The following is a 26,134-nucleotide window of genomic DNA, read 5'->3' on the forward strand; positions in this document are numbered from 1 at the left end:
ATTGCAGAAGCTTGGCGTGTCCATTACTTGGCAGCCCATTCGTGCGTGACGGTTCGCCCCGTCGTGACCGTCGCCGGGCACGCCGCACGGTCAGCCGCCGCGCACCTCCACCTGGCGGTCGAGCCGGCGGCGCAGCTCCACCGGCAGCGGGTGGTGCGGTCCGTACGCCCGCTCCGTGTCGTACAGCAGCCCCTGGAGCTGTACACGCGCCGCCACGTGGTCGCCGACCGCGAGCAGCAGGTGCCCGATGCGGTTGCGGATCTCGAAGGAGCGGGCCGGGTCGTTGCCCGTGGCGTGGTGGTTCTCGTAGTACGGGTGGTTCTCGTAGTACGGGTGGTTCTCGTAGTACGGGAGGACCGCGCGGTACTCGGCGAGCGCGGCGGCCGGTTCACCGAGCTGTTCCAGGCACTGGGCCGCGTCGTAACGGAACTGGAGTGTCCGGGCGTCGGCCGGGCCGGCCTCCGCCGCGCGGTCGTCGGCGAGGCGGCGCAGTTCGGGCAGGGCGCGGCGGTACTGGCCGTCGTCCATCAGCGTCGCCGCGTACTGCTTGCGCAGGATGCGGACCACGGCGGAGTCCTCGCCGTGCTGTTCGGCCGCGACCGGGAGGATCGAGCCGAGGATGTCCACGGCCTGGGTGATGCGGCCCTCCCCGAGCAGCTTCTTGACGTCGTCGACGGCGGCGGCGACATCGGGCCGGGCGGCGGGCGGGGCCTGCGGAGGGGGCGGTGTGGTGGCGCGGTCGGGCCATGGGGCGTGCGGGCGCAGGAAGGGGCGGGTGGGGTCGAGCGGCCCGGTGGGCAGCCCGGTGCCCCGGGAGGGGAGCAGCGGGGCGAGGTGTTCGTACACCTCCTGGGCGCCGGCCGGGCGGTGCTGCGGGTCCTTGGCCAGCAGTCGCAGCACCAGCGCTTCGAGCGGCTCGGGGATGTCGGGCCGGATCCGGCGGACCGGGAGCGGTGGCTCGTAGAGGTGGCGGTGGAGCACGCCGAGGGCGGTCGATCCCGCGAACGGCACGTCGCCGCTGAGGAGTTCATGGAGGAGCACACCGAGTGCGTACAGATCGGTGTACGGGCCGACGGCTCCGCCCATCGCCTGCTCGGGCGCCATGTAGGCCGGGGAGCCGATCGGTGAACCGGTGTGGGTGAGGCGGGTGGTGTCGGTGTCCAGGACGGAGGCCACGCCGAGGTCGAGGACGGTGACGGTGCCGTCCGGACGCACCATCACGTTGCGGGGCTTGAGGTCGCGGTGGACGATCGGCACCGCGTGCACGGCGGCGAGGACGGCGCAGAGCTGGGCGGCGACCGCGACGGACCACTGCCAGGGGTACGGGTCGTGCTCGGCGAGGTGGTCGGCGAGGTCGGCGCCCTCGACGTACTGCATGACGAGGTACAGATCGTCGCCGTCGCTGCCCGCGTCGTGGACGGTGACCAGGCCCGGGTGGTCGACCTGGGCGGTGACCCGGCACTCGCGGACGAAGCGGCGGCGCAGCTCGCCCGCCGCCTCGCTGCCGATGGGACCGGTGACCCGGTCGGGGCGGAGCAGCTTCACCGCGACCCGGCGGTCGAGGCGCTGGTCGTATGCCGTCCAGACCTGGCCCATGCCGCCCTGACCGAGGATGGTCGCCAGCTGGTACCGCCCGCCGATGAGGCGTCCGCTCACCGGCCCTCCTCCTTGCGGAGGTAGTCGCTCAACTCGTCCAGCTCGGCCCGGACCTGGTCGATCCGCTCGTGCCGACGGGGCGCGCGGTCCGAGGCCGGGGGCCACTGTGCGGGCGCGTCCGTGGGAGCGGGGGCGGGGGCGGGCGCGGGCGTGGGGAAAGGCGCGGGGGCGGGCGCGGGGGTAGGGAAAGGGGCGGGGGCGGGCGTAGGGAAAGGGGCGGGGGCGGGCGCGGGCATCGGCGTCGTGGGCGCGTACGCGTATCCCGGTGCCGGGGGCGCGTACCCGCCCATGAGGTCGCGCTCCGTCAGCTGTTCGTGGTGCCGGATGTCCCCGACCAGGTAGTACACGACAGCGGCCACCGTCACCAGCAACAGCAGCGGTATGAGCACGTCGTCGATGCCGGCGGGCTCGTCGCTGCCGTCCCTGCCGAGGATCATCAGGGACACGAGGACGAACACGAAACCGGCCCCGGTCAGCCACCAGTCGGACGCCCGGCGGCGCACGATCGCGAGACGGAGCAGCGGACTCCACAGCAGCATGCCGAACGAGCACACCGGGAGCACGACGAACAGCACGCGCGTCGCGACGGTCCGGGCCCGGCCGGGAACCCGGCGCGGCGGCGTCGGCGGATGGCCGGGGGCGTACATGGCTGCTCCTGGAAACCTCGTCGGGGAACGTCCGCGCACACGCTCGGTGTACGCAGCTCCGAGCGTAGAGGGCGACACCGGCGACGGGCCCCGGGGTGTACCGAACCGTTGCGCCTCAGGTCATTTCGGCGGGACCGTGCCGTCGGCCAGCCCGTCGTACATCCCCTGGACCAGTTGTCCGCCGAGCCGGCCGGCCAGCCGGAGCGCGTCCTCGAACGCGGCCAGGGCGCGGAACCGTTCCCCGTATCTCCGCTGTTCCGCGAGTGGCAGCCGGGGCAGTTGGAGACGGCGGGCGTCCAGCCGGGTGGCGGTGGAGGCGTAGCTGCTGGCCTGGCGGTGGTTGGCGGTGCCGCGCAGGAAACCGGCGAGGAACCAGGGGTCGAGGGCGGCCGGGTCGGGACGCAGCAGCTGGAGGTTGCGGCCCAGCGCGGCACCCGCGGTGGCGGCGTCGATGACGCGGGCGACGGCGCCGCCACCGAGCACGGGGAGGACGACATCGCCCGTCTCGACGAGGACCGGCTCCTCGGGGGGCCCGTCGACGGGGAGGCTGCCCGAAGGGGCGGTGGAACCCAGGACGTCGTGTTCGGTGAGGACGGGGGCCGGGCCGGTGCCGGAGCCGCCGGTGCGGAGCTGGAGGGCACCGGCGCGGGCGAGTTCGCCGACGGTGGTGAGCGGCCAGTGGGCCGGGCCGGAAGGGGTCACGGCCGGCGGAGTGAGGGTGCCGGTGAGGCCGAGGGTCTCGGTCAGCCGCTCCCGTACCCGGATCAGTTCGGCCGGTCCGCCCACGGCGGCCGGGGGTGGCAGATGGCGGGCGGGGGCCAGGTCCACGTCGTCGTCGAGGAGTTCGATGACCGGGACGGTGCGGCCGGCCCTCGGGCGGGTCCCGGCCGCCCGGCCGGTCCTGTCCTCGCCTGTTCCCGCGCCTGCGCCCACGCCCTCACTTTCGGCCTCGCCCTCGAACGACCGCCAGGCGGCGAGCACGGCGCTGTGTACCGCCTGCCAGTCGAGCCGGTCGCGCCCGCCGGACGGGGCGGTGACGCCGGGGCCAGCGGCCGGGGATTCGGCGGGTTCGGCCGTGGCCGTGGCCGTGGCCGTGTCCACGAATAGCAGTTCCGGCGCGGGACGCAGGCCGCCGACCGGCTTGCGCAGCACCCAGAGGTGGAGCGGAATGCCGTACGGGGGCGCGGCGCCGGCCGGGAGCGCGATGACGGCGCGCAGGGCCCCGCGGCGCAGCAGATCGGCGCGGATCCGGCGGCCGGAACGGCGCGAGGCGGCGGCCGGGGGCATCAGCAGTACAGCGGTGCCGCCCTCGCGCAGACGGGCCAGCGCGTGCTGGACCCAGGCCAGTTCGGACTCCGTGCGGGCCGGGAAGCCGTACTCCCAGCGGGGGTCGTAGGCGAGTTCGTCGTGGCCCCAGTTGCGTTCGTTGAACGGCGGGTGGCAGAGCACGGCGTCGGCGGCGAGCTGCGGGAAGGCGTCGGCGCGCAGGGTGTCACCGGTGCGCAAGGCGAGGGTGCAGCCGTTGGCGGAGCCGGTGTGCAGGGCGAGCCGCAGCGCGGTGAGTGCGGCGAGGTCGGGGTCGGTCTCCTGTGCGTACAGGGCGGTCGGGCGGCCGACGGCGCGCAGCAGGGCGCCGGTGCCCGCCGCGGGATCGAGGACCGTGCGGGCCGGCTGCTTCCCGGTCTCCGCCAGGGCGGCCATGAGTGCGGCGAGTCCGGGCGGGGTGAGTGTGTACTGGCGCGGGTTGGCGTCCAGTTGGCGGCCGAGCAGGAACTCGAAGGTGTCCTGGACACCGTTCTGCGCGGCGAGCTCCGCGGCGCCCCGGAGCAGCGGCACGGACGGGAGCAGTTCCGCGCGGCCGGGGGCGCGAACAGCCCGTCCGGGTTCCGCGGCCGGTCCGAAGCGGGCGGCGAGCAGATCATCGAGGGCGAGGGACAGCACACCGGCCATCGCCTCGTCCGACACGGCGACGATCTCCCGCCAGGCGGTGGGGCCGTCCCGCAGGAGCAGCAGGGCGCAGCCCGTGTGGACCAGGGCGGGGACCGGGCCGGCCGGATGCCCCGCGAGCTGCTGCCAGACCCGTTCGCGGAGCGGGATCTCCGCGAGTTTGCCCTGGTCGCGCAGCCACTGCTCGACCTCGTGCAGCGCGAAGGACGGGCTCGTCTCGGTGCCGCCGACGGGCTTGGGGAAGTCGGCGTGCCGGCGGCGCCAGTTGCTGACGGCGGCGCGTCCCACGCCCGCGAGCCGGGCGATGCCGGCCGCGGTCACCTCGGTCGAGTTCTCCGGCACTGACTGTCTCCCTGATCCGTCGGCGCTGTGTGGGTGAGCATAGCGACCTCCGGCCGATCGCATCGGTTCACAGCACATAAAAGAACGTCACGCGTGAGCGATGTTGACTCGGTTCACAGGCTCTGCTGTTATTGACGCGTCACCACATCCCCAGGGATTCAGGGGACAGTTCACGCCCCCTTGTCGAAATTCGTCGAAATTCACCGAAGGGCCCAGCCATGTCCGGGTACCCCGAACCGCCACCGCGGCAGCGGGCGTCCATGCCCACTCGCGCACCGGGCGAGCATCCGGCGTGCAACGGGGCCCTCTCGGGCATCGGTGCGGTGCTCGTGACCAAAGCCGCCGCCGACACCATGCCGGCGCCCGCCACCGCCCCTCGCCTCTCCGCCGATCCGCGCCCGGCCCTCCGCTGACACGCCCGCGAAGCCCGCCCACCGCGTTCCCCGCCCCGTCCCCTCCCCCCTCCCCACCCTCCTCACCTCACGGAGACCTCCGCCATGCGCCTTCTCGCCCGCACCACCGTCAACACCCTCTGCGCCCTTACCCTCCTCGGCCTGGCCGCCTGCGGCACCGATGCCTCGCCTGCCGAGGCGACCGGCCCCTTCGCGGACATGTCGGGCCCCGAAGTCGCCAACAAGGCGCTCAAGACCACGAAGAAGGCGAAGTCCATGAAGATCGCCGTCGACATGAAGACGACCGACGGACCGGTCTCCGCCCACTTCGCCATGAGCACCTCCGGCGCCTGCACCGGAAGGATGTCCATGGGCTCGGCGGGCAGCATGGAGATCCGCCGGACCGGCGACACGCTCTACACGAAGCTCGACGCGGCGATGCTGCGCGAACAGTCCAAGGGCGAGCCCGCCGCGGACGTCGACGCCGCGGTCGACCTGCTCGCCGGCCACTGGATGAAGTCGAAGGCCTCGGACGCCGACAACAAGGACATGCTGGAATTCTGCGACCTGGACACGCTGCTGAAGGACTTCGAGACGAACGACAACGCGGCCCGCAAGAGCGGTGAGACCACCATCGACGGCCAGCGGGCGCTGCGCCTCACCGAGAAGGACAGCGAGGGCACTTACACGATGCTGGTGGCCACCGAAGGCGCCCCGTACGTGCTCAAGGTCGACGCGAAGGGCGGCAAGGAGCCGATGACGATGAGGCTCTCCGAGTTCGACGAGCCCGTCGTGGTGAAGGAGCCGGCCGCCAAGGACATCGTCGACCTGGACGAGATGGCCGGCTGACACTCACACGCACGCCCGGACGCCCGGGGGGCTGCGCCCTCGCGGGCGGCTGCCTCCCGGCGCCCGTACCCGGGACCACGACGGGTGTCTACACGCGGTGCCGCACCCATACGTTGGGCTCCACGTACACCGCGTAAGCGGGGCGCCCGCCCGTCATCCCCCGCACTGCTCCAGCATCGCCTTCTTGTCGGCGGTGGTGACGGGCAGTTCGTACTTCAGGGACACCTGCGCAAACCGCACCGCGTACGAGCAGCGCACCGGCTTGTACGGCGGCAGCCAGGACGCCGGCCCCGAGTCACGCTTGGCGTTGTTGGCCGGGCCGTCCACCGGAATGAGGTTGAGCGGGTCGTTGGCAATCTGCTGCCGCTTGGTGTCGTTCCAGTGCGCGGCGCCCATCTGCCAGTCGTACGACAGCGGCATGACGTGGTCGATCTGGACCTTGGTGGCCTGTTGCTTGCGCCAGTCGATGGTCGAGCCGGTGTACGGGTCCTTGAGGGTCATCGACACGACCACGCAGTCCGAACCGGAGCGGAACTTCACGTCCTTGCCGTCCCTGGCGAGGAGGTCGTTGCGGGTGTCGCAGCCGTTCCGCGCGAGCGGTATCCCGTCGATCGAGTCCTTCCAGGCGTAGCCGAACTTGTCGCGCGCGTACCCGGTCTTCGGACCCCGCCCCTTCGTCGCCACCTTCTCGATGATCTTCCGGCCGGCCGCCCGGTCCGCCTCGGAGGTGAGCGGCGCGAGCCCCGGCTTCGTACCGTCGGCGTTGTCGAGCGGGCTCGCCCCGAATCCGGTGACGGCCTGTCCGCCGCCTTCGGACCCGCCTCCCTGCCGCCCGGCCCCGGAGGACGTCTGCTCGGGGTCGCAGCCGGCCAGGGCCAGCACAGCCGCCACGCTGAGGGCGGGCAGCATCACTCGGTACGCACGGGGGGATATCACTCGAAGCCGTCCTGACGGGGAGAAAGCCGAACCAGAGAATCGTACGGATGTCCTCGCCGCTGACGGGCATTCATGAGCGCGCGCCCAACCGGATGCGGCCGGAATCACACCGCCCCGCCCCGCCGAGCGGCTTCTTCCCGTCGCCAAGGCGGGTACCGCCCGCCATTGAAGACGGCCCGTCCCCTATACAACTCAGGTACCAACCACGGCTGTTGTGTCATTCCCAGGGCGGAGGACAGGTGCAGCCCGGCGAGTGATTCGCATGCATGGCCGATTCCGGAAAGATCTTTCCTGTCCGAACATGCGACCGGAAGGAAAATATCGTGCGCAGACGACGTCTCGCGCCCCTGTTGGCCGTGAGTATCACGGCAACGCTGGCTCCCGCGCTCGCCACCTCGACGGCCACCGCCGCTCCGGCCGCCACCCCGTCGACCACCTCCTCGGCCGCCGCCACGGGCGCGCTGAACCGGTATGTGAAGCAGAAGCCGCAGTGGAAGCGGTGCGAAGCCGCCGCTCCGGCGGAGTTCGAGTGCGCCACGATCAAGGTTCCACTGGACTACCGGGTTCCCGGGGGCAAGCAGATCGACTTGGCCATATCCCGGATCAGGAGCACCGCGCCCGACAAGCGGCGCGGTGTCCTGTTCTCCAACCCCGGCGGCCCGGGGGGAGAGGGGCTCTACATGCCCCTGTCGATGCAGGAGAGCCTGCCCAAGTCCGCACAGCAGAAGTACGACCTCATCGGCTTCGACCCGCGCGGTGTGGGGCGGAGCAGCCCGGTCTCCTGCGGTCTGGAGCCGGAGGAGGAGAACATGCTGCGGCCGTACAAGGAGGAGACGTTCGACAAGGACGTCGCCTGGGCACGCGGCGTCGCGAACAAGTGCAAGGAGAAGGCGGGCGACACGCTCCCGCACATCACCACGCGCAACACCGTGCGCGACATGGATCTGCTCCGGGCGGTCCTCGGTGAGAAGAAGATCTCGTACGTGGGTTACTCGTACGGCACCTACCTGGGCGCCGTCTACACCCAGCTCTTCCCCGGCCGGGCCGACCGGTTCGTGCTGGACAGCGCGGTCGATCCGGCGCGCGCCTGGCGAGGGATGATCCAGTGGTGGGCGGAGGGCGCCGAGCCCGCGTTCGACCGGTGGACCGAGTGGGCCGCCGAGCGTTCAAAGAAGTACGGCCTCGGTGACACCCCGAAGCAGGTCGACCGGACCTTCTGGGACCTGGTCGCGCAGGCCGACGAGAAGCCCATCGAGGTAGAGGGGCAGCCGGTCACCGGTGATGACATCCGCAGCGGTATGCGCGGGGCGGTCTTCACCCCGAAGGAAGCCACCGAGGCGTTCGTGGAGCTGAAGAAGGCCGCGGCCGGCCTACCCGCCTCCGCGAAGAAGCTCGCGGCGTTCGCCGGATCCGAGGGGACCGGGACGGCAGGCGCCGCCTCCGGTGCCGCCTCCGGTGCCGCCGAGATACCGTCAGACAACTCCACGGCGAGCTTCTGGGCCGTGGTGTGCGGCGACAACTCGGCCGCGTGGTCGCGCGATCCCGAGAGCTACCGGCAGGACGCCATCAAGGACAAGGGCCGTTACCCGCTCTACGGTGACTTCGCGTCCAGCATCAAGCCCTGTGCTTTCTGGGACAAGTCGGTGGAACCCGCGACCGAGGTGAACAACAAGGTCGGCTCCCTGGTCGTCCAGAACGAGTGGGACTCGCAGACCCCGCTGCCCAGCGGTCAGGCCCTGCACGCCGACCTGAAGGGCTCCAAAATGGTCACCGTCCTCGGCGGCGAGGGCCATGGCGTCTACCCGAACGGCAACCCGTGCACGGACGGCACGGTCAACGACTACCTGCTCACCGGCAAGCTCCCGGCGAAGGACGTGACCTGCAAGGCGACGGCCGACTCGAACGCCGAGGCGCGGAAGAACCAGAAGCGGGACGTACTCCCCGGGTCTCCGCTCCCGGAGCGTGCCCCGGACCGTTTCTGAGCCCGGTCGCACGGCCCATGACCGCATGACCCGTTGAAGATGGGGCGGGACTCCCGGCGGGGTCCCGCCCCCTCCTAGCTGATGCGACCGGCTGAGCTCCTGGCCGCCGAGTGCCGCAGCAGGTGCGCGCGAGCGGCAAACCCGGCCCGGCACGCGAACCGGTCGCGAAGGCCGTGCGGGGCGGCGATCGGGACGCGTGATGCCCGTCGGCCCCGGCCCGTGCCGGGATAAGGTCCGGGGAGGGGAGGTACAGGGGATGAGTTTCCGGCTGGCGGCGTACGCCGTGTGCATCGAGGACGGGCGGGTGCTGCTCGCCCATCACGTCTCGGAGAACTGGACCCTTCCGGGCGGCAGGGTCGAGCACGGCGAGGACCCGTTCGACGCGGTGGTCCGGGAGGTCGCCGAGGAGACCGGTTGCGACGCGGTGGTCGAGCGGCTGCTGGGCGTGGACTCAAGGGTGATCCCCGCCGCCGAAAGGACCGTCCCCGGCGGCCCCGCGCACCAGAACATCGGCATCTTCTACCGGGTCCGTATCACCGGCGGCCGGCTCCGTCCCGAGCCGAACGGCGAAACCGTCGAATCGGTCTGGACCCCGGTCCCCGACGTCGCCGGCCTGCGCCGGTCATCGCTGGTCGACATCGGCCTCGCCCTGGCGCAGACCGCTCCGGCGACCGGCCACGTCGCTCCCGTCCCGGTCGGTGGCCTGATCCAGCACTGAGGTCACCCACCGGCGCGCGTGACGCCCGGCAACGGCCGCCGCTGCCCTGCCCCGCTGTCAGTGCCGGGTGGGAGACTGCCCGGCATGATCGAGCCGAACCCGAAAGCGGACCTTCTCCAGTACCTGCAACAAGGGCGTGACGCCCTCCTGTGGAAACTCGACGGACTCTCCGAGTACGACATCCGCCGCCCGCTGACCCCCACGGGCACCAACCTGCTCGGACTGCTCAAGCACCTCGCCGGTGTGGAACTGGGCTACTTCGGCGACGCGTTCGGGCGGCCGTTCTTCACCGGGAAGCCGCCGTCCTGGTGGTACACGGAGGAGGCGGAACCCAACGCGGAAATGTGGGCCACCGCGGACGAGTCCCGCGAGGACATCATCGGGCTGTACCGGCAGGCGTGGGCACACTCCGACAGCACGATCGAGACACTCGGCCTCGACGCGATCGGCCACGTCCCGTGGTGGCCCGAGGAGCGCCGGGAGGTGACGTTGCACCACATCCTGGCCCGGGTGATCTCCGACACCCAGCGCCATGCCGGCCACGCCGACATCCTGCGGGAACTCATCGACGGAGCCGTCGGCTACACGCAGGGCAAGGGCAGCATGCCCCCCGGCGACCCGGACTGGTGGGAGAACCACCGCACCCGACTGGAGCGGGTGGCACGTGAGGCCGACAGCTGATCGTCCCGCGCTGCGGCCGGTGCTCCTTCTCTCTTCGCTGCGGCGCTCACTCGGAAACAAACTCGTACTGCACCTCGTACAGATGCCCCGCCTTGACCATGACGGTCGCTTCGATGGGCCGCTCGTCGTCGCTGTAGACGACGCGCAGGGTGCGGAGCACCGGCAGCCCGCCGGGCAGCCGGAGCGCCTGGTACTGGTCCTGGGTGGGCACCCGGGCGGAGACCCGGTCCACGCTGAGTCGCGGCGGATAGCCCAGTTCCGCGAGCAGGGTGGGCGTGCCTCCGGGGATCTTCCGGCGCTCCGTCATCGCTGTGCCCCGGGCGATGTCCACCGGGTAGTAGGACGCGACCAGTTCGGCCGGTTCGTCGTCCATCACAAGAAGCTGGCGCCGCAGGAGTGCGGTGCCGGACTTCGGGAGCCGGAGCGCTTCGGCCACGTCTGCGGGTGGTTCGGTCTCGGCGACCTCAAGCAGTGTGCTGTGGGCGCGGGAGCCGCTCCTGGCCACTTCGGTCAGCCAGCGGTACGGATCACCGGAACCCGCCGGGGCCATGTACGAGGCAGGGCGGACGGTTCGCTGCCGATGTTCGCGGACGGTCACGGCGGCGCCTGCCCTGCCGATCACCAACTGTTCGTCCTTGAGCAGTTGCAGCGCCTTCTGCACCGTCGCGTTCGAGGCGTTGAATCGTTCCTTGAGGTGCGTGGTGGAGGGCAGACTGGCACCGGGAGCGAGGTCGCCTCCCATGATCTGGTCCCTGAGGTCGGCCGCGATCCGCTCGTGCAGCGAACGGCGGTCGACGGCATCCGCTTCGGGTCTGGGCACAGTCATCCGATCCTGATCTCGTACCGCAACTTCTGGCGCCGCGGCGGCATGGCCATGATGTCGACCTGAATGGGCCGGTCCGAGCTGTCCAGCGTGAGCCGGATCAGTTGCAGTACGGGTTCCCCGGCTGTCAGCCGCAACTGCTCCCGCTCGTGGTCGGTCGCCGGCCTCGCGGTCACGTCCTCGCGCACGCGCACACCGACGTGGCCCAGGTCTGCCAGGAGCCTGATCGCCCCGCCCCGGATCTTGGCGGTCCCCGCCAGGGCGGTGCCGCCCGCGATGTCCACGGGGTAGTACGTGTCCGTCAACTCGCACGGCTCGCCGTCGAGATACATGATCCTGCGACGAGCGACGACGTGTTGCCCGACGGGCGCCCCCAGCAGTTCCGCGACCGCTTCCGGCGCGGCCACCTCACCCGCCCGGACGATGCGTTGAGTGCCCCGGCGCCCCTCTGCGGCAGCCTCCGCCGCCCACGCGTCACCCCGGGCCCCGGAAGGCGCGGCGAGATACGGCACCGAGGTGCTGACCCAGTCACTGCCGCCCATGTCGTTCTCCTCCGCAGCCGATACCTGTACCAGCCTGCCGCATCACACGGCAGGCGACCGAGCCGTACCCCCCAGAGTAAACCTTGCTGCTTTTCGTGAATAGCAGTACAGCCATCGCGACGTTACGGCCCGCGAGCAAGGCGGTGAACCACCGTGTCCCTGTCGCAGCGACGACGATTCCCCCGCAGGCGCACCTCCGTTGGTGCCTCACGCGACTTCGTCACCGGCGTACTCATCGAGTGGGAGCTCCACCCTCTGATCGAAGACATAGCGCTGTGCGTCTCGGAGCTCGCCACCAACGCATTGCTGCACGGCGCACCGCCGGGACGCGAGTTCTGCGTCGATCTCCACCGGGGCGGGGAACTGGTGCAGCTGGAGGTCCGCGACAGCGGGCCCGGACAGCCGGTGTTCCGGCGCCCCGACCACGACGCGTGCTCGGGGCGCGGGTTACACATCGTGAACGAGCTCGCCGACGACTGCGGAGTCGATGATCACGTCGTCGGCAAGACCGTATGGCTCGTGTTCAAGACGCCCGTCTCTCCGCTCACCCCGTAAAGGGCCCGGCCCCATCAGACATCCGACGGGGCCGCTCCGCGCAACGTTCCAGGAGCTACGACCCCAGGATCGTCGTGAGGAACTCCCCCGTCCACGCCAGCAGTTCGCGGCCGACCACCGGCTTGCCGCCGATCCTGCCGGTGGTGGGGCGGGGGACCAGGATCTGGTGGACGGCGGGCTTGATGACCGTCTTCGGGTGGAGACGCTTCAGCCGGAGTTCCTGCGATTCGCGCAGCTCGACCGGGGCGAACCGGATGTTCGAGCCCTGGAGCACGATCTCGCCGACGCCGCAGGCGCGGGCCAGCATGCGCAGGCCCGCGACCAGGAGCAGATTCTCGACCGGTTCGGGCAGCTTGCCGTAGCGGTCGGTGAGTTCCTCGCGGACCGCCCTGATGTCGTCCTCGGTGCCGGCCGAGGCGATGGCGCGGTACGCCTGGAGGCGCAGCCGCTCACCGGGCGCGTAGTCGTGGGGGACGTGGGCGTCGACCGGGAGTTCGATCTTGACCTCCAGGGGCGGTTCCTCCTCCACACCGCCTTCGAGGGAGGCCCGGTAGTCGGCGACCGCCTCGCCGACCATGCGTACGTAGAGGTCGAAGCCGACCCCCGCGATGTGGCCGGACTGTTCGCCGCCCAGGAGGTTTCCGGCGCCGCGGATCTCCAGGTCCTTCATCGCCACGTACATGCCCGCGCCCATCTCGGTGTGCTGGGCGATCGTGGCGAGGCGCTCGTGGGCCGTCTCGGTGAGGGGCTTCTCCGGGGGGTAGAGGAAGTACGCGTAACCGCGCTCGCGGCCACGGCCCACCCGGCCGCGCAGCTGGTGGAGCTGGGAGAGGCCGAAGTTGTCGCCGCGCTCCACGATCAGGGTGTTGGCGTTGGAGATGTCGATGCCGGACTCGACGATCGTCGTGGAGACCAGGACGTCGAACTTCTTCTCCCAGAAGTCCACCACCACTTGTTCCAGGGCTTGTTCGGACATCTGGCCGTGGGCGGTGGCGATCCTGGCCTCGGGGACGATCTCGCGCAGCCGGGCGGCGGCCCGGTCGATCGACTCGACGCGGTTGTGGATGTAGAACGCCTGGCCCTCGCGGAGCAGTTCACGGCGGATGGCCGCGCCGATCTGCTTCTCCTCGTAGGGACCGACGAAGGTGAGGACCGGGTGACGCTCCTCGGGCGGCGTGGTGATCGTGGACATCTCGCGGATGCCCGTCACGGCCATTTCGAGCGTACGGGGAATGGGCGTCGCGGACATGGTGAGGACGTCCACATTGGCGCGGAGCTTCTTCAGCTGCTCCTTGTGCTCGACGCCGAAGCGCTGTTCCTCGTCGACGATGACCAGGCCGAGGTCCTTGAACCTCGTCTCGGAGGAGAAGAGGCGGTGGGTGCCGATGACCAGGTCGACGGAGCCCTCTCGGAGCCCTTCCAGGGTCGACTTGGACTCGGACTCCGACTGGAATCGGCTCAGCGCCCGTACGTTGACCGGGAACTGGGAGTAGCGCTCGGTGAAGGTGCCGTGATGCTGCTGGACCAGGAGGGTGGTCGGGACGAGCACGGCGACCTGCTTGCCGTCCTGGACTGCCTTGAACGCCGCCCGCACCGCGATCTCCGTCTTGCCGTAGCCGACGTCGCCGCAGATCAGCCGGTCCATCGGGACGGACTTCTCCATGTCCTCCTTGACCTCGGCGATGGTGGAGAGCTGGTCGGGCGTCTCCGCGTACGGGAAGGCGTCCTCCAGCTCGCGCTGCCAGGGGGTGTCGGGGCCGAAGACATGGCCGGGCGCCGCCATCCGGGCCGAGTAGAGCTTGATCAGGTCGGCGGCGATCTCCTTGACGGCCTTCTTGGCGCGCGCCTTGGTCTTCGTCCAGTCGGCGCCGCCGAGCCGGTGCAGGGTGGGCGCCTCGCCGCCGACGTACTTGGTGACCTGTTCCAGCTGGTCGGTCGGGATGTACAGGCGGTCGCCGGGCTGGCCGCGCTTGGCGGGGGCGTACTCGACGAGGAGGTACTCGCGGGTGGCACCCTGCACGGTGCGCTGCACCATCTCGATGTAGCGGCCCACCCCGTGCTGCTCGTGGACGATGTAGTCGCCGGTCTCCAGCGTCAGCGGGTCGATCGTCTTGCGCCGGCGGGCCGGCATCCGGCCCAGGTCCTTGGTGGCGGTGCGCTGGCCGGTCAGGTCCGTCTCGGTGAGGACGGCGAGCCTGAGCTCCGGGTCGACGAAGCCCTGGTCGATCGCGCCGCAGGAGACGTGGACCAGCGACGGGGAGATATCCGCCAGGTCGGGGTCCAGTCGGGCCGCGATGCCCTCGCCGCTCAGCACCTCGACGGTACGGGAGGCGAGCCCCTGCCCCTCGGTGACGTAGACCGTGCGCCAGCCGCCGGCGACCCAGCCCTTGGTGTCGGCGAGCGCGCGGGCGGTGTCGCCCCGGTACGACTCCGGGGCGTGCATCGTGAGCTTGAGGGTGTCCTCGTCGAGTTCGTCGTCCGCGGCGAACGGGGAGACCGACCACCACATCATCTCCAGCTCGCGGGCCCGGTCGCGGACGTCCGCGATGCCCCACAGGGAGGCCGCGTCGACATCGATCGGCGCCTCGCCGCCACCGGCCGTCGCCGCCCAGGACGCCTGGAGGAACTCCTGGCTGGTGGCGACCAGGTCGGCCGCCCTGGTACGGACCCGCTCCGGGTCGCAGACCAGCGTCATCGAGCCCTTCGGCAACACGTCGAGCAGCAGTTCCATGTCGTCGACGAGGACCGGGGCGAGGGACTCCATGCCCTCCACCGCGATCCCCTCGGCGATCTTGCCGAGCAGCTCGCCCAGCTCGGGGTGCTGTTCGGCGAGGGCGGCGGCCCGCTCGCGCACCTCGTCGGTGAGCAGCAGCTCACGGCAGGGCGGCGCCCACAGCCCGTGCTCGGCGATCTCCAGCGACCGCTGGTCGGCGATCTTGAAGTAGCGGATCTCCTCGACGTCGTCGCCCCAGAATTCCACTCGAAGGGGGTGCTCCTCGGTCGGCGGGAAGACGTCCAGGATGCCGCCGCGCACGGCGAATTCGCCACGCTTTTCGACTAGTTCGACCCGGGAGTACGCGGCTGCCGCGAGCGCGTCGACCGTCGTGCCGAGGTCGGCGCTCTGTCCGATGCGCAGCGCCACGGGCTCCAGGTCGCCGAGCCCCTTGACCTGCGGCTGGAGCACGGAGCGGATCGGTGCGACGACAACCTTGACCGGGCCGGTCTCCGGATCGTCCGTCCGCGGGTGCGCCAGACGCCGCAGCACGGCGAGGCGGCGCCCCACGGTGTCGGAGCGGGGCGAGAGCCGCTCGTGCGGCAGGGTCTCCCAGGACGGGAACTCCGCGATCGTGTCCGGTGGCAGGAGGGTCCGCAGCGCGGCCGCCAGATCCTCGGCCTCCCGGCCGGTCGCGGTGACCGCGAGCACCGTCCGCCCGGCCTCACGGGCCAGCGCGGCCACGGCGAAGGGGCGGGCGGCGGGCGGACCGACGAGGTCGACATGCATCCGGTGGCCGTCGGTGGCGGCCTTCACCGCTTCGGAAAGTGCCGGGTCACGTACGACGACATCCAGCAGACCGTGCAGGCTCATGAAGGGCTTCCGTCCGGGTAACGAGGGCGAGGTCTGACAGCCGGCTGCTGCCAGGGGGCAACGCGAAGGACCCGACACGTCTCACGGGCCGGGGGTTCAAGCCTACGGCTCCCCTGTGACAGCCGCGTGCGCAATCGCCCCGCCCGCGGAGGGCGTGCGGCCCGATTCCGGCGGGCGGACCCGCCGCCCTTGAACGCGACGGTGATCCGGTCACCGACCTCGATGTGGTGCTTGGTGGCGTACGTCTCGCCGACCGACATGGCGTCCTTGCCGTACGCGTCGGCCAGCTTCCCGGAGACCGTCTCACGGCGGACGTCGTCCTTGTACGTGGGGTCGACGGCGGCCAGGACCTTGTCCTCGGAGGTGCCGTCGGGGGCGGTGAGCGAGGCACCGACGACCTTGTGGGGAGCGCCCCCTAGGGGGCCATGGCCCCTCGTGGAGAACCGTGTCAGGGGCTGCTTCCGGGGTGCGGGTGCCGGGGTCCGCGGCGCTCGCCGGAGCCGTCGCCCAGCAGCGGCCCCCTCCCCGCCGCGGCCCACGGGTGAGACAGTGTCCCGAGAAATACATGCAGGGGGAAGGAATTTTGGTGGGCGGCGCGGGCGGCAATACGGGCGGCAGTACCGAAGCGGTGTCCGGCTCCGGGGCGGGCCCGGCCTCCCCCTCCCCCTCGACACCACGCGGGCGCGGCCCGGTGGTCGCTGCCCTGATGCTCGGGATGGCCCTGGCGGCCATCGACGGCACCATCGTCTCCACCGCCGTTCCGCAGATCGTCGGCGATCTCGGCGGCTTCTCCGTCTTCTCGTGGCTGTTCTCCGGCTATCTGCTGGCCGTGACGGTCTCGCTGCCGGTGTACGGAAAGCTCTCCGACACCTTCGGCCGCAAGCCGGTCCTGATCGTCGGCATAGCCCTCTTCCTGTTCGGTTCGGTGCTCTGCGCCGCCGCCTGGAACATGGCCGCGCTGATCGCCTTCCGGGTCGTCCAGGGCCTGGGCGGCGGCGCGCTCCAGGGAACCGTGCAGACGATCGCCGCCGACCTCTATCCGCTCAAGGAGCGCCCGAAGATCCAGGCCAGGCTGTCGACCGTATGGGCCACGTCGGCGGTCGCCGGTCCGGTGATCGGCGGGCTCTTCGCGGTGTACGCGGACTGGCGCTGGATCTTCCTGATCAATCTGCCGATCGGGGCGCTCGCGCTCTGGCTCGTCGTACGCCACCTCCACGAGCCGTCCCGCAGCCGCCGGCCGGCCGGCGCGCCCCGCCCCCGCGTCGACTGGGCGGGCGCCCTCGCCGTATTCGCCACCGGCACCCTGCTGCTGACCGCGCTCGTCCAGGGCGGGGTCGCCTGGCCCTGGTTCTCCGCCCCGTCCCTCGGGCTGCTGGCCGGCAGCGTCGTGCTCGGCGCGCTGACCGTCGTCGTCGAACGGCGCGCCGCCGAGCCGATCATTCCCGGCTGGGTCTGGCGGCGGCGGACCATCGCATCGGTCAATCTGGCGCTGGGGGCGATGGGGCTGCTGATGGTCGCCCCCACGGTCTTCCTGCCGACGTACGCCCAGTCGGTGCTGGGTCTCGGCCCGATCGCCGCCGGATTCGTCCTGTCCGTGATGACCCTGAGCTGGCCGGTGTCGGCGGCGTTCGCCAACCGCGTCTACAACCGCATCGGCTTCCGCCGCACCGCGATCACCGGTATGAGCTGTGCCCTGCTGATACTGCTCGCCTTCCCGTTGCTGCCGTATCCGGGCGAGCCCTGGCAGCCCGCCCTGATCATGCTGCTGCTGGGCGCGGCGCTCGGGCTGTTCCAGCTGCCGCTGATCGTCGGGGTCCAGTCGACGGTCGGCTGGGCCGAGCGCGGTACGACGACCGCCTCCGTGCTCTTCTGCCGCCAGGTCGGCCAGAGCGTCGGAGCCGCGCTCTTCGGCGCCGTCGCCAACGGAATCCTGGCGTCCCGGCTGGCCGCCGCCCCGGTACCCGGGCTGCCGCACGACCTGGACGCGATATCGCACGCCCTGGACGACCCGGGCGGGCTTTCGGACGCGGCGACGGACTATCTGCGGCGGGCCGTCGACGCCGCCGTCGACCACGTCTACCTGGGCGCCGCCGGGGCTGCCGCGCTCGCCCTCCTGGTGCTGGTCTTCGTGGCCCCGCGCCGCTTCCCGGTCCTCCCCGAGGAGCCCGGCGACGACGCCCCGGCACGGTAGACCACGGACGCCCGCCCTTCCCGCACCGCGCCCCGGGGCCGTGGACCACGGACGCCCGCACCGCGCCCCGGGGCCGGCCCGGAGCGGACGGCGGACAGCGGGTGCCCCACCGGCCCCACGGGTGAACGGGTGCCGTCGACTACCTTTCCGCCGGACTTCCGCCGGACTTCCACCGGGCTTCTGCCGGGCTTCTGCCGGCCGATACCTCATGCAACTGAGCCATTGCCATGAGGAGTTCCAGCCAATGTCTCCCCAACTCCCCATACCGACGAGTAATGTTCGCGCTTCCAACCGCACCACCGCACTCCTGCCTTGCCGTCCAGCCCAGGACCCGAGCCATGCAAGGAGCAGCACCCCGATGTCGTACGGAAGCCCGCCCTCGTCCCCGTACTCCTCCTGGCCCGAACGGCCGCCGAAGCCGTCCCGGCAGCATCAGCCCCCTCCTCCGCAGCACCCCGAATACCTGCTGCCCTGGCAGAGTTCGTCCCTCTCCCCGCTCCCGGAACGGACGGACTCGCCCGCCACACCCGTCGCCGCCCCCGCCCGCCACGGCGATCTGCGCCGGCTGCGCACCGCGTACCGGCTCCTGCGGCGCATCACGACGCTCACCGCACTCGGCTATTTCGTCGTCTTCCTGCTGCTCTCCGGATTCGCCAAGGACCTGATGGACCGCACCCTGTTCGGCGGTCTCACCCTCGGCCTGGCGCTGGGGCTCTGCCAGCTCCCGGTGACGCTGTTCGCCGTCGTCCTGTACGAACGGACCGCCCGCCGCACGGTCGACCCGCTCGCCGCCCGGATCCGAAGAGCGGGAGCGGCCCGGTGAACGGATTCGACAACTCCGCGCAGTCGATGTCCCTGGTGGCCTTTCTCGCCGTGGCCACCGTCGCCCTGCTCCTCTGCGTGATGACCGGTCCGAGCCGTGACGACCTCGCCGAGTTCTACACCGGCTCCCGCACGCTCTCACCCCTGCACAACGGCCTCGCCCTCGCGGGCGACTATCTCTCCGCCGCCACGGTACTCGGCACCACCGGCATCATCGCCCTCACCGGCTACGACGGGATGATCCTCGCCCTGAGCATCACCCTCTCGCTCGTGCTGCTGATGTTCCTGCTGGCCGAACCCCTGCGCAACGCGGGCGGGTTCACCGTGGGCGACCTGCTCGTGCGCCGCGCCCCCGGCCGCGCGGTCCGCATCACCGCCTGCGCGACGACCCTCGCCGCACTCGTTCCGATGATGGTCGTCCAGCTCGCCAGCAGCGGCGACCTGCTCTCCTTCATCCTGGGCTTCGACAGTTCGGGATTCCGTACCGGCGCCATCATCGGACTCGGCATCCTGATGATCGGTTACGCGGCGATCGGCGGCATGAAGGGCACGTCGCTGATCCAGATCGTGAAGATCCTGGTCCTCCTGGTCGCCTCGTTCACCATCTCCGTACTGATCATGAACCGCTTCGACTGGAACACCAACACCCTGCTCTCGGCCGCCCGGTACAGCAGCGGCGCGGGGGCCGAGTATCTGCGCTCGGGGCTCCAGTTCGAGGGCAGCGGACTCGACATGGTCAGCTCCGAACTGACCGTGGTACTCGGTGCCGCCTGCCTGCCGCACGTGGCCATGCGCATGACGAGCAGTCGCTCCACCCAGGCCGTCCGCCGCTCGATGTCCTGGGCGGTCGCGGTGGTCGCCACGATCTGCCTCCTCGTCGTCGTGATCGGCTTCGGTGCGGGGGCGCTCGTCGGCCATGACCGCATCACCGCCGCCGGGGCATCCGGGAACAGTGCGATCCTGCAGGTCAGCGGCGAGGTCGCGGGCGGCGGCCAACTGGGCGCGCTGGTGGTCACGACGATGACGACGGCGATCTTCCTGACCCTGCTCGCCTCGGTCGCCGGAATGATCCTGGCCTGCGCGAACTCCCTCGCGCACGATCTCTTCGCCCACGGCCTGCGCGGGGTGCGCGACCACGACAGGAAGCCGCTGCCGGGTCTGTCCGAAATGCGTACGGCACAGGCCTCGGCGGTCGTCGTCGGGCTGCTCGCCACCACGCTCGCCGTCGTCGCCCGGCACTGGAACGTACAGGCACTGGCGACGCTCGCGTTCTGCGTCGGCGCGTCCGCCCTGGCCCCGGCGCTCGTCTACAGCATGTTCTGGCGACGCTTCACCCGTACCGGACTGCTCTGCACCCTGACAGTCGGCACCCTCTCCGTCCTGGTGCTGATCACCGGCACCAATCTGGTCTCGGGCTCGCCCACCTCGGTCTTCCCGGGCCACGACTTCAACTGGTTCCCGTTCACCACGACCGGGCTCGTCTCCATCCCGGCCGGATTCCTGGCGGGCTGGCTGGGCACGGTCCTCCCCCGTCACACGGCACCCGAGGCACGACGGCTCTACCAGAGCGAGGAGCCCCGGATCCTGGCGGGCGTGCAGCCGGCACGCCGTTGAGCCCGGCCCTCGCACGCTCCACGGCACCGTGTCGGCAGGCAGCACGACGACAGCCCCGCACACTCGGGAATCGAGGGTGCGCGGGGCTGTCGTCGTTGTACGGGGCTGCCTTCAGTTGTGCGGGGCTGTCGTCGCCGCAGCGGGGTGTGGTCAAGCCGCGCCGAACTCTCCGCCCTTGACGCCTGCCACGAACGTGGCGAATGCGGTGGGGGAGGTATTCAGCACGGGGCCGCTCGGGCTCTTCGAGTCACGGACGGGGACGACGCCGAGCGAGCCGACGAGATTGGCGGCGACCTCTACGCAGGCGCCGCCATTGTTGCTGTAGGAGGACTTGAACCAGCGGGGGGATTCGGTCGTCACGGAGAACCCTTTCGTAACTGGTCGATCATGGCCACGGAGGCCGCTTGGGACAGAGCCCCGGCCTGCAGCTGATGGTAAGCCGTCAACAGGGGGACAACCGAAGCGCTTTCCCGGTTGAGAGTACCCAGGTGGGAGGACTCGGCATAGGACATGAGCTGGCGGTCCGGCAGCGTCAGTATGTACAGCGGCAGGTCGAAGGGACGGAGCTCCGCCATGTCGAACGGAGCGACCTGGAGCACGGTGTTCGGCAGCTCGGCGAACTCGATCAGCCGCGCCAGCTGTGCGTCCATGACGGCGTGGCCGCCCACGGGTCGGCGGAGGCAGCTTTCGTCCAGCACGACCAGGAACAACGGCGGATGCGTGCGGGCGAGTGCGGCCTGCCGCTCGGCGACGAGCGAGATCCGCTCCTTCGCCTGGTCGTTGGTGATCGCTCCGCGCTTGACTGCGCTCTCCGCGAGCACGGTCGCGCACTCGGGCGTCTGGAGCAGGCCGGGCATGACACCCACTTCGTACAGCCGGATCTCCACGGCACGGCTCTCCTGCCCCACGTACTCCGGGAAGCCCTCCAGCAGCGAGCCATGCCGGATCTCGCGCCATTGGCGCTCGAACGTGTCGGCTGTGTCGCCAGTGCCGAAGGCGCGGTCCGCACTGCGCGAGAAACGCAAGGTTGGAACTTTCCGGCTGGTTTCGACCGCCGAGATATGGGTGCTGGAGTACCCCATGCGATCGGACAGGTCCTCCTGCTTCCAGCCGCGTTCCTCGCGCAAGCTGCGCAGGCGTGCGCCGAAGGCCGCTTCCGGGGAACTGTCCGGGTTCAACTCCTTGCGGTTCAAAGGGTTGTCACCAATCTTTCGTCCAGGCCCGCCACGTTGATCGGGTTCCGACTCCAGGCCACCCTTAATCCCCATGGTAGTGGGATCGCTACGGAGCGGAGTTGATGTGTCCGAAGAGAACGTTGCTGTGGATCGCCATGAGCCCTCTCACGTCCCATCCCCCGGAACACTCACGAGGGAGGCCGAGCCGGAGTGGGTTCGCGCGCTCACGCCCACCGAGCGGCTGGGCGTCGAGAACGCGTTGCGGAACCTCAGGAGCAGTCGGGGCGGGCTGTGAACGCGGCGCCCAACCTGCCGGGCACAGCTCGTGATCGACGTGCACGCGGGTGATGCCCGGACGAATGCGCCCACCTCGGCGGTGCGATGGGAGGTGCCGCAGCAACTGCTCAGGCCGGGTCGGGCTCGCGGCAGGGGCGGCAGAGGCCGTCACGGAACGCTTCGGTCCTGCCCGGCGCGCCGCACTCCGTGCACTCGACCATCAGGCGGCGTACGGGCGCTCCAGGTGCGGCCGGGGATACGGCGGGCAGGCGGGGCGGGAGCTTGTCGCGGAGGCGGCGGCGGACGAAACCGAAGGGAGCGTCGACGGACGCGGGGAGCCCGGCGGTGAGCGCGTGCGTCAGGCAGTCGGCGTCCACGCCACGCGCGAACCACTCGGCGGCCATCTGTTCCAGTGCCGCGCAGTCCGCCGCCGAGAGGGACAGGCGGGCATCGGTACGGCCGAGCCGGGCCAGGGCGAGGAAGGCGGGAGAAGGACGGCCCCCGGTCGCCTGCGGCACCGGCACCGGCACCAGCACCGGCTCTGCGGTGCGTTGCTGCGGCACTGTCCTGACGGGCGGCTGTGCCGGTACGGGCACGGATGCGGGTGCTTCGGGCGTGGCGAGGGCGGCGGGTCGGGTGGGAACCCACGGCGGGGGCGCGATGGCCGCAGCGACCTCTGCGGCCTCCTGCGGTTCGGGATGGCGCTCCTCGGCGGTCAGGAAGTTGTTCCACCACTCGTTGTCGCGGGCGGTGCGGGACCAGAAGGTGCGGGTGACCCAGCGGACCTGGCCGCCGTTCTCGCCGCTCAGGCACCGGACATGCCGCAGATGACCGGCCACGCCCAGGGCCCGTAAGGCGCTGCCGACGGCCATCTGCCCGTACAGCGGCTGGCTCCGGGCCAGCGACTTGATGTCCATCGCCGCACCGTCGGGCAGCGCGTCGACATAACCGGCGATGTGCCGCTCACGCTCGGGCAGCAGCGCGAAATCGCCCTAGCGGGGCGGGTGTTGAGCCGGGACGGAACGCTTTCCGTAGCCGGGCCTGGCCTTCGGATGGGCGCGCGAGGATGCAGACGCGCGCGGGGCAGAGCTAAGGTCTGAAACAGCCACGGGATCGCTTTCTTTGGGTTTCGATCTTGGGGTCAGACCCCGGCCGGTGCTGGATACACCGCGTCGGGGTCGTTGTATTGGCACCGTAAGCAGTCGCCACTCCGCGCCGCAAGTCGGTCACAACTAGTCATACTTGCTGGCCGTGACGGGTCCGGGAGGGCGGGGAGGTTTTCCCAACCCCCTTCTTTTCCCTACCGGTTGTAAGACACCGCTCGAATCCCGACGTCCGGCTCCCGGCCCCCGAAGCCCGAAGCTCAAGACCCGGACCCGGACCTCCGCCCCCTAACCCGAAAGAGTGCACAAGCCCCACCCGAAGCTCGAAGCTCGAAGCTCAGATCTGGAGGTCCCGGACGGGCAGGAGGGGCTCCACAGTTTCGACGCGGACCGCGCGCCCGCCCAGGAACTCCTCGGGCGGTTCCGTGCGGCTGCGGAGAGGCCCGCGTAGTCGTATCGGTTCGGCGCGGTCACCGCGGTGCGCAGGGGGTGAGCCCCTCCACACCGGTCAGGAGTTGCGCCACAGCTGCGCCGGCTCCGAGGGGTTGCACGCCACCGCCTGGAAGCCGACGCTGCTGAACATCTGGAGGCAGACGCCCCCGGCGACGTTCACCAGGGTGTGACCGCTCGATGTCTTGGTCCCGATCCGCCAGACCTGGGACTCGGAGGAGCTGCAGGTCTCGGCCGACACCCCTGCGGCGGCGTTCAGCCTGAGGCAGTTGCCGGTGCCCTGGCCGACGAGCTTGAACCTGCCGCCGGAGGTGGGTTTGTACGTCCACTTGTAGTAGAGCGTGGCCCCGTTGTGCGCCGGCTCGCCGCACACCGAGTTCGTGATCATGGAGCCGCCGTACGTGGAGGCGGACTCGCCCAGGCACCGCCTGTTGGACGCGTTCTTGAGGTAGTACTGCCCCGAGGGCGCCGGGACCTGCCCTCCGCCCGAGCCCGAGCTCGAACCGGAGCCGCCCGAGGACTGGGAACCGCCGGATCCGGAACCTGAGCCAGAACCTGAGCCGGAGCCAGAACCTGAGCCGGAGCCGGAGCCGGAACCGGAGCCGCCGCCCGAGGGGCCGACCCACCGTCACCCCCGGCACCGCCCCCGCCACCCGCGCCGTCCGAACCACCGGAACCGGAACCCCCGCCCCCGTCGGATCCGCCCTTCCCGTCCTTCCCACCCTTGGACTTGCCCGGCGAGGCGGAGCCCGATCCGGGCTTGGAACTCGGCGAGCGGGAAGGCGACTTCGCGGGATCCGAGGAACCACCGCCCGCCGCCGACCCGGACGGCCCGACCGTGAACGAGGGCGCCGCGGCATCGGAGTCCGCACCGGAACGGCCGATCTGGAACGGCCCGAGCGCCAGGGTCAGCGTCGTACCCACAGCCACCACGACGGGAATCGCGATGACCAGCACCCGAGGACGGAGCCTGCGCGGCTTCTCGGGGACGGCGCCGGTCGTCACGACGTCCGGCAGGGCGGGCACCACGGCGGGGACGGGCTCCTGCTCCGGTTCCGGTTCGGGCTCCTCCGGAGGCGGCGGGTTCGCCGCGAACGCCGCCCGCTCGGTGATCCGGTTCGTGACGACCGGCGGCCACGGCTCAAAGACCGCGGCGGGCACCCGTTCGTCGGCGATCTCGAAGAGCTCGGCGGCCGTCGGGCGGTCCGCGGCGTCCTTGGCGAGACAGGACTCGACCACGGCGGCCAGCGCCGGATCGAGGTCCGGCAGCCGGCCGAGGTCGGGTTCGGTGTGCACGATGCGGTAGAACAGGCCCGGCCCCGACCCGTCACCGAACGGCGGACGGCAGTTCGCCGCGAACAGCAGCAGACCGGCCAGCGCGAACACATCCGCCGCACCGGTCAGATCGCGCTCGGCCATGGCCTGCTCGGGGGCCATGTAGGCAGGTGTCCCGATGACCATCCCGGTCCGGGTCACCCGGCCCTGGTCGGCCGCACGGGCCACCCCGAAGTCGATCAGGGTCACACCGTCGAGCGTCAGCATGACGTTGGAGGGCTTCAGGTCCCGGTGCACCATCCCGGCCGCGTGCACCGCACGCAGACCGCTCGCCCCGTCGCGCAGCAGCCGCCACAGACTGTCCACGGGCAGCGGGCCCTCGTTCAGCCGCAGCGCGTCGCTCAGGGTGATGCCGGGGATGTACTCCGTGGCGAACCACGGCGGCTGCGCCGTACGGTCACTGGCCAGCAGCCGGGCGCTGACCCCAGCCGGCAGCTTGGCGAGGTTGTCGAGCTCGTGCCCGAAGTGGGACAGGAAGTCCTTGTCCGCGGCCAGCACCGGCAGCACCTGCTTGACCGCCGCGTACCGCCCCGCCGAGATAGACCCGCCCCATCCCGCCGGTGCCGAGAATGCCGAGCAGTCTGAAGGCGCCGATCCGCCGGGGGTCGTCCGGCTCCGTCGGCCTGGCCCCACTGCCCAGTAAAGGTTACTCTTCTTCAGCTCCCCCGCGCATGGCGCCAGGTTAGCCCAGGGCCGAACGGGCGCACGACAGTTCGTCGGCCATGTATGCGGCCGGGACGGAAGACGGCCGGATCAGTCCTCCGCCGGTGCCGGGACGGAAGACGGCCGGATCAGTCGTCCGCCGGTGTCACCCGCCCGGTGAGCGCCGCGAGCGAATTTCGTACGTGCGCCATGTGCGCCTGCATCTCCTCGCGGACCTCCTCGTGCTCCCGCACGATCCGCTCCGTCTCCCGGACCACCCGCTCCTCACGGACTCTGGCCTCCGCGATCAGCTCCGCGGCCCGCGCCTCGGCGTCCTCCTGGCCGTGCCGTGCGGCCTCCTCGGTCTCCGCCAGCGCCCGCCGCGCCTCGGCCAGACGGCCTCCGCCTGCTCGGTCAGCTCGTCGTGGCGCGCCGCCTGCGCGGCCTCCGCCTCCGCCACCTCACGCTCGGCCGTCTTCCACCGCTCGGTGTGCTCCTGCTCCTGGTGCGCGAGGACGCTCGCGGTGCGCCGACGCGTCTCGGCCATCGCGGACTCCGCCCGCTCCCGCACCTCCGCGGCCTCCTCGCGGGCCTCGGCAACGGTCGTCTCGGCGGTGCCCCGGGCCGATCAGCGGCTTTCCGGACGGAAGCGACGGGCATCACAGACCCCACACGGCACGGTGCCCGGCCCCCTTCTCAGGGAGCCGGGCACCGTCCGCGGGGCCTGCCGGGTCAGATCAGCCCGTCCCACATCTGCTCAAGGAGTACGGACCACCAGCTCTCCGGCGACGCCAGCGCCGCCGCGTCCAGCGCCACCGGCTGGGCCTGGAAGTCGACCGTCCAACGGCCCGCCTGCTCCGGGTTGAGGTG

Annotated in this window: 21 protein-coding genes and 3 pseudogenes; 9 read left to right on the forward strand and 15 right to left on the reverse strand. The window is 71.1% G+C overall.

Annotation, left to right across the window (positions count from 1 at the left end):
- Positions 1–90: 90 nt before the first annotated feature.
- The 3 genes from ACF08M_RS10880 to ACF08M_RS10890 form a co-directional block, all read right to left on the reverse strand.
- On the reverse strand, positions 91–1,656 hold the full coding sequence (locus tag ACF08M_RS10880) for a protein kinase (protein ID WP_392184904.1): 1,566 nt from the start codon (positions 1,654–1,656) through the stop codon (positions 91–93).
- Entirely contained in the window at positions 1,653–2,303 is a 651-nt protein-coding gene (locus tag ACF08M_RS10885; RefSeq protein WP_392184905.1) for a hypothetical protein, read from the reverse strand. Before ACF08M_RS10885 ends, ACF08M_RS10880 begins: the two co-directional genes overlap by 4 nt.
- Positions 2,304–2,423: 120 nt before the next feature.
- Positions 2,424–4,592, reverse strand: coding sequence for an N-6 DNA methylase (locus ACF08M_RS10890; RefSeq protein ID WP_392184906.1), 2,169 nt, complete (start codon positions 4,590–4,592; stop codon positions 2,424–2,426).
- 260 nt (positions 4,593–4,852) lie between these two features.
- On the opposite strand from ACF08M_RS10890, the gene ACF08M_RS10895 reads away from it, so the two are divergent.
- Together ACF08M_RS10895 and ACF08M_RS10900 are read left to right on the forward strand one after the other, a co-directional pair.
- A complete protein-coding gene (locus ACF08M_RS10895) occupies positions 4,853–5,005 on the forward strand; it encodes a hypothetical protein (RefSeq protein ID WP_392184907.1) in 153 nt (50 codons plus the stop codon).
- Positions 5,006–5,089: 84 nt separating this feature from the next.
- Positions 5,090–5,833, forward strand: coding sequence for a hypothetical protein (locus ACF08M_RS10900; RefSeq protein ID WP_392184908.1), 744 nt, complete (start codon positions 5,090–5,092; stop codon positions 5,831–5,833).
- 153 nt (positions 5,834–5,986) lie between these two features.
- On the opposite strand, the gene ACF08M_RS10905 is transcribed toward ACF08M_RS10900, so the two are convergent.
- A complete protein-coding gene (locus ACF08M_RS10905) occupies positions 5,987–6,769 on the reverse strand; it encodes an HNH endonuclease family protein (protein WP_392184909.1) in 783 nt (260 codons plus the stop codon).
- Between the two features lie 323 nt (positions 6,770–7,092).
- Here ACF08M_RS10905 and ACF08M_RS10910 point away from each other — a divergent pair, with 323 nt between their 5' ends.
- The 3 genes from ACF08M_RS10910 (at position 7,093) to ACF08M_RS10920 (ending at position 10,150) form a co-directional block, all read left to right on the forward strand.
- Positions 7,093–8,751: an alpha/beta hydrolase gene (locus tag ACF08M_RS10910; protein WP_392184910.1), complete on the forward strand. Its 1,659-nt coding sequence runs from the start codon at positions 7,093–7,095 to the stop codon at positions 8,749–8,751.
- Positions 8,752–9,007: 256 nt separating this feature from the next.
- A complete protein-coding gene (locus ACF08M_RS10915) occupies positions 9,008–9,469 on the forward strand; it encodes an NUDIX hydrolase (protein WP_392184911.1) in 462 nt (153 codons plus the stop codon).
- 84 nt (positions 9,470–9,553) lie between these two features.
- Positions 9,554–10,150, forward strand: coding sequence for a DinB family protein (locus ACF08M_RS10920; protein WP_392184912.1), 597 nt, complete (start codon positions 9,554–9,556; stop codon positions 10,148–10,150).
- Positions 10,151–10,196: 46 nt separating this feature from the next.
- Here the strand turns inward: ACF08M_RS10920 and ACF08M_RS10925 are convergent, their stop codons facing one another.
- A complete protein-coding gene (locus ACF08M_RS10925; RefSeq protein WP_392184913.1) occupies positions 10,197–10,976 on the reverse strand; it encodes a GntR family transcriptional regulator in 780 nt (259 codons plus the stop codon).
- Positions 10,973–11,515 (reverse strand): GntR family transcriptional regulator, encoded by a 543-nt coding sequence (locus ACF08M_RS10930; RefSeq protein WP_392184914.1) that lies wholly within the window; start codon positions 11,513–11,515, stop codon positions 10,973–10,975. The genes ACF08M_RS10925 and ACF08M_RS10930 overlap by 4 nt, the downstream gene beginning before the upstream one ends.
- A 153-nt stretch (positions 11,516–11,668) precedes the next feature.
- Between ACF08M_RS10930 and ACF08M_RS10935 the strand changes: the two genes are divergently transcribed.
- A complete protein-coding gene (locus ACF08M_RS10935) occupies positions 11,669–12,070 on the forward strand; it encodes an ATP-binding protein (RefSeq protein WP_392184915.1) in 402 nt (133 codons plus the stop codon).
- Positions 12,071–12,125: 55 nt separating this feature from the next.
- On the opposite strand, the gene mfd is transcribed toward ACF08M_RS10935, so the two are convergent.
- Both mfd and ACF08M_RS10945 read right to left on the reverse strand, forming a co-directional pair.
- Positions 12,126–15,656 carry a transcription-repair coupling factor gene (mfd, locus tag ACF08M_RS10940; RefSeq protein ID WP_392184916.1) on the reverse strand — a complete coding sequence of 1,177 codons (3,531 nt, stop codon included), beginning with the start codon at positions 15,654–15,656 and terminating at the stop codon, positions 12,126–12,128.
- Positions 15,653–16,195, reverse strand: coding sequence for a hypothetical protein (locus ACF08M_RS10945; protein ID WP_392184917.1), 543 nt, complete (start codon positions 16,193–16,195; stop codon positions 15,653–15,655). The genes mfd and ACF08M_RS10945 overlap by 4 nt, the downstream gene beginning before the upstream one ends.
- A 26-nt stretch (positions 16,196–16,221) precedes the next feature.
- On the opposite strand from ACF08M_RS10945, the gene ACF08M_RS10950 reads away from it, so the two are divergent.
- The 3 genes from ACF08M_RS10950 to ACF08M_RS10960 all read left to right on the forward strand — a co-directional run bounded on the left by ACF08M_RS10950 (position 16,222) and on the right by ACF08M_RS10960 (position 20,283).
- Entirely contained in the window at positions 16,222–17,847 is a 1,626-nt protein-coding gene (locus ACF08M_RS10950) for an MFS transporter (RefSeq protein ID WP_392184918.1), read from the forward strand.
- Between the two features lie 358 nt (positions 17,848–18,205).
- Positions 18,206–18,670, forward strand: a complete 465-nt coding sequence (locus ACF08M_RS10955; protein ID WP_392184919.1) for a DUF485 domain-containing protein — start codon at positions 18,206–18,208, stop codon at positions 18,668–18,670.
- Positions 18,667–20,283 (forward strand): cation acetate symporter, encoded by a 1,617-nt coding sequence (locus ACF08M_RS10960; RefSeq protein ID WP_392184920.1) that lies wholly within the window; start codon positions 18,667–18,669, stop codon positions 20,281–20,283. Before ACF08M_RS10955 ends, ACF08M_RS10960 begins: the two co-directional genes overlap by 4 nt.
- A 150-nt stretch (positions 20,284–20,433) precedes the next feature.
- On the opposite strand, the gene ACF08M_RS10965 is transcribed toward ACF08M_RS10960, so the two are convergent.
- The 7 genes and pseudogenes from ACF08M_RS10965 to ACF08M_RS10995 all read right to left on the reverse strand — a co-directional run.
- Positions 20,434–20,643 (reverse strand): DUF397 domain-containing protein, encoded by a 210-nt coding sequence (locus ACF08M_RS10965; protein ID WP_383719203.1) that lies wholly within the window; start codon positions 20,641–20,643, stop codon positions 20,434–20,436.
- On the reverse strand, positions 20,640–21,476 hold the full coding sequence (locus ACF08M_RS10970) for a helix-turn-helix domain-containing protein (protein ID WP_392184921.1): 837 nt from the start codon (positions 21,474–21,476) through the stop codon (positions 20,640–20,642). Before ACF08M_RS10970 ends, ACF08M_RS10965 begins: the two co-directional genes overlap by 4 nt.
- Before the next feature lie 386 nt (positions 21,477–21,862).
- Positions 21,863–22,843: pseudogene (locus ACF08M_RS10975) on the reverse strand (MarR family transcriptional regulator).
- A gap of 502 nt (positions 22,844–23,345) precedes the next feature.
- A complete protein-coding gene (locus tag ACF08M_RS10980) occupies positions 23,346–23,708 on the reverse strand; it encodes an RICIN domain-containing protein (RefSeq protein WP_392185062.1) in 363 nt (120 codons plus the stop codon).
- Positions 23,672–25,120: a serine/threonine-protein kinase gene (locus ACF08M_RS10985; protein WP_392184922.1), complete on the reverse strand. Its 1,449-nt coding sequence runs from the start codon at positions 25,118–25,120 to the stop codon at positions 23,672–23,674. Before ACF08M_RS10985 ends, ACF08M_RS10980 begins: the two co-directional genes overlap by 37 nt.
- Positions 25,121–25,413: 293 nt before the next feature.
- Positions 25,414–25,877, reverse strand: a pseudogene (locus tag ACF08M_RS10990) (cellulose-binding protein); the annotation flags it as partial.
- 119 nt (positions 25,878–25,996) lie between these two features.
- A pseudogene (locus ACF08M_RS10995) lies at positions 25,997–26,131 on the reverse strand (SUKH-4 family immunity protein); the annotation flags it as partial.
- Positions 26,132–26,134: the final 3 nt, after the last annotated feature.

The organism is Streptomyces sp. NPDC015032 (assembly GCF_043080425.1).
Lineage (GTDB): Bacteria > Actinomycetota > Actinomycetes > Streptomycetales > Streptomycetaceae > Streptomyces.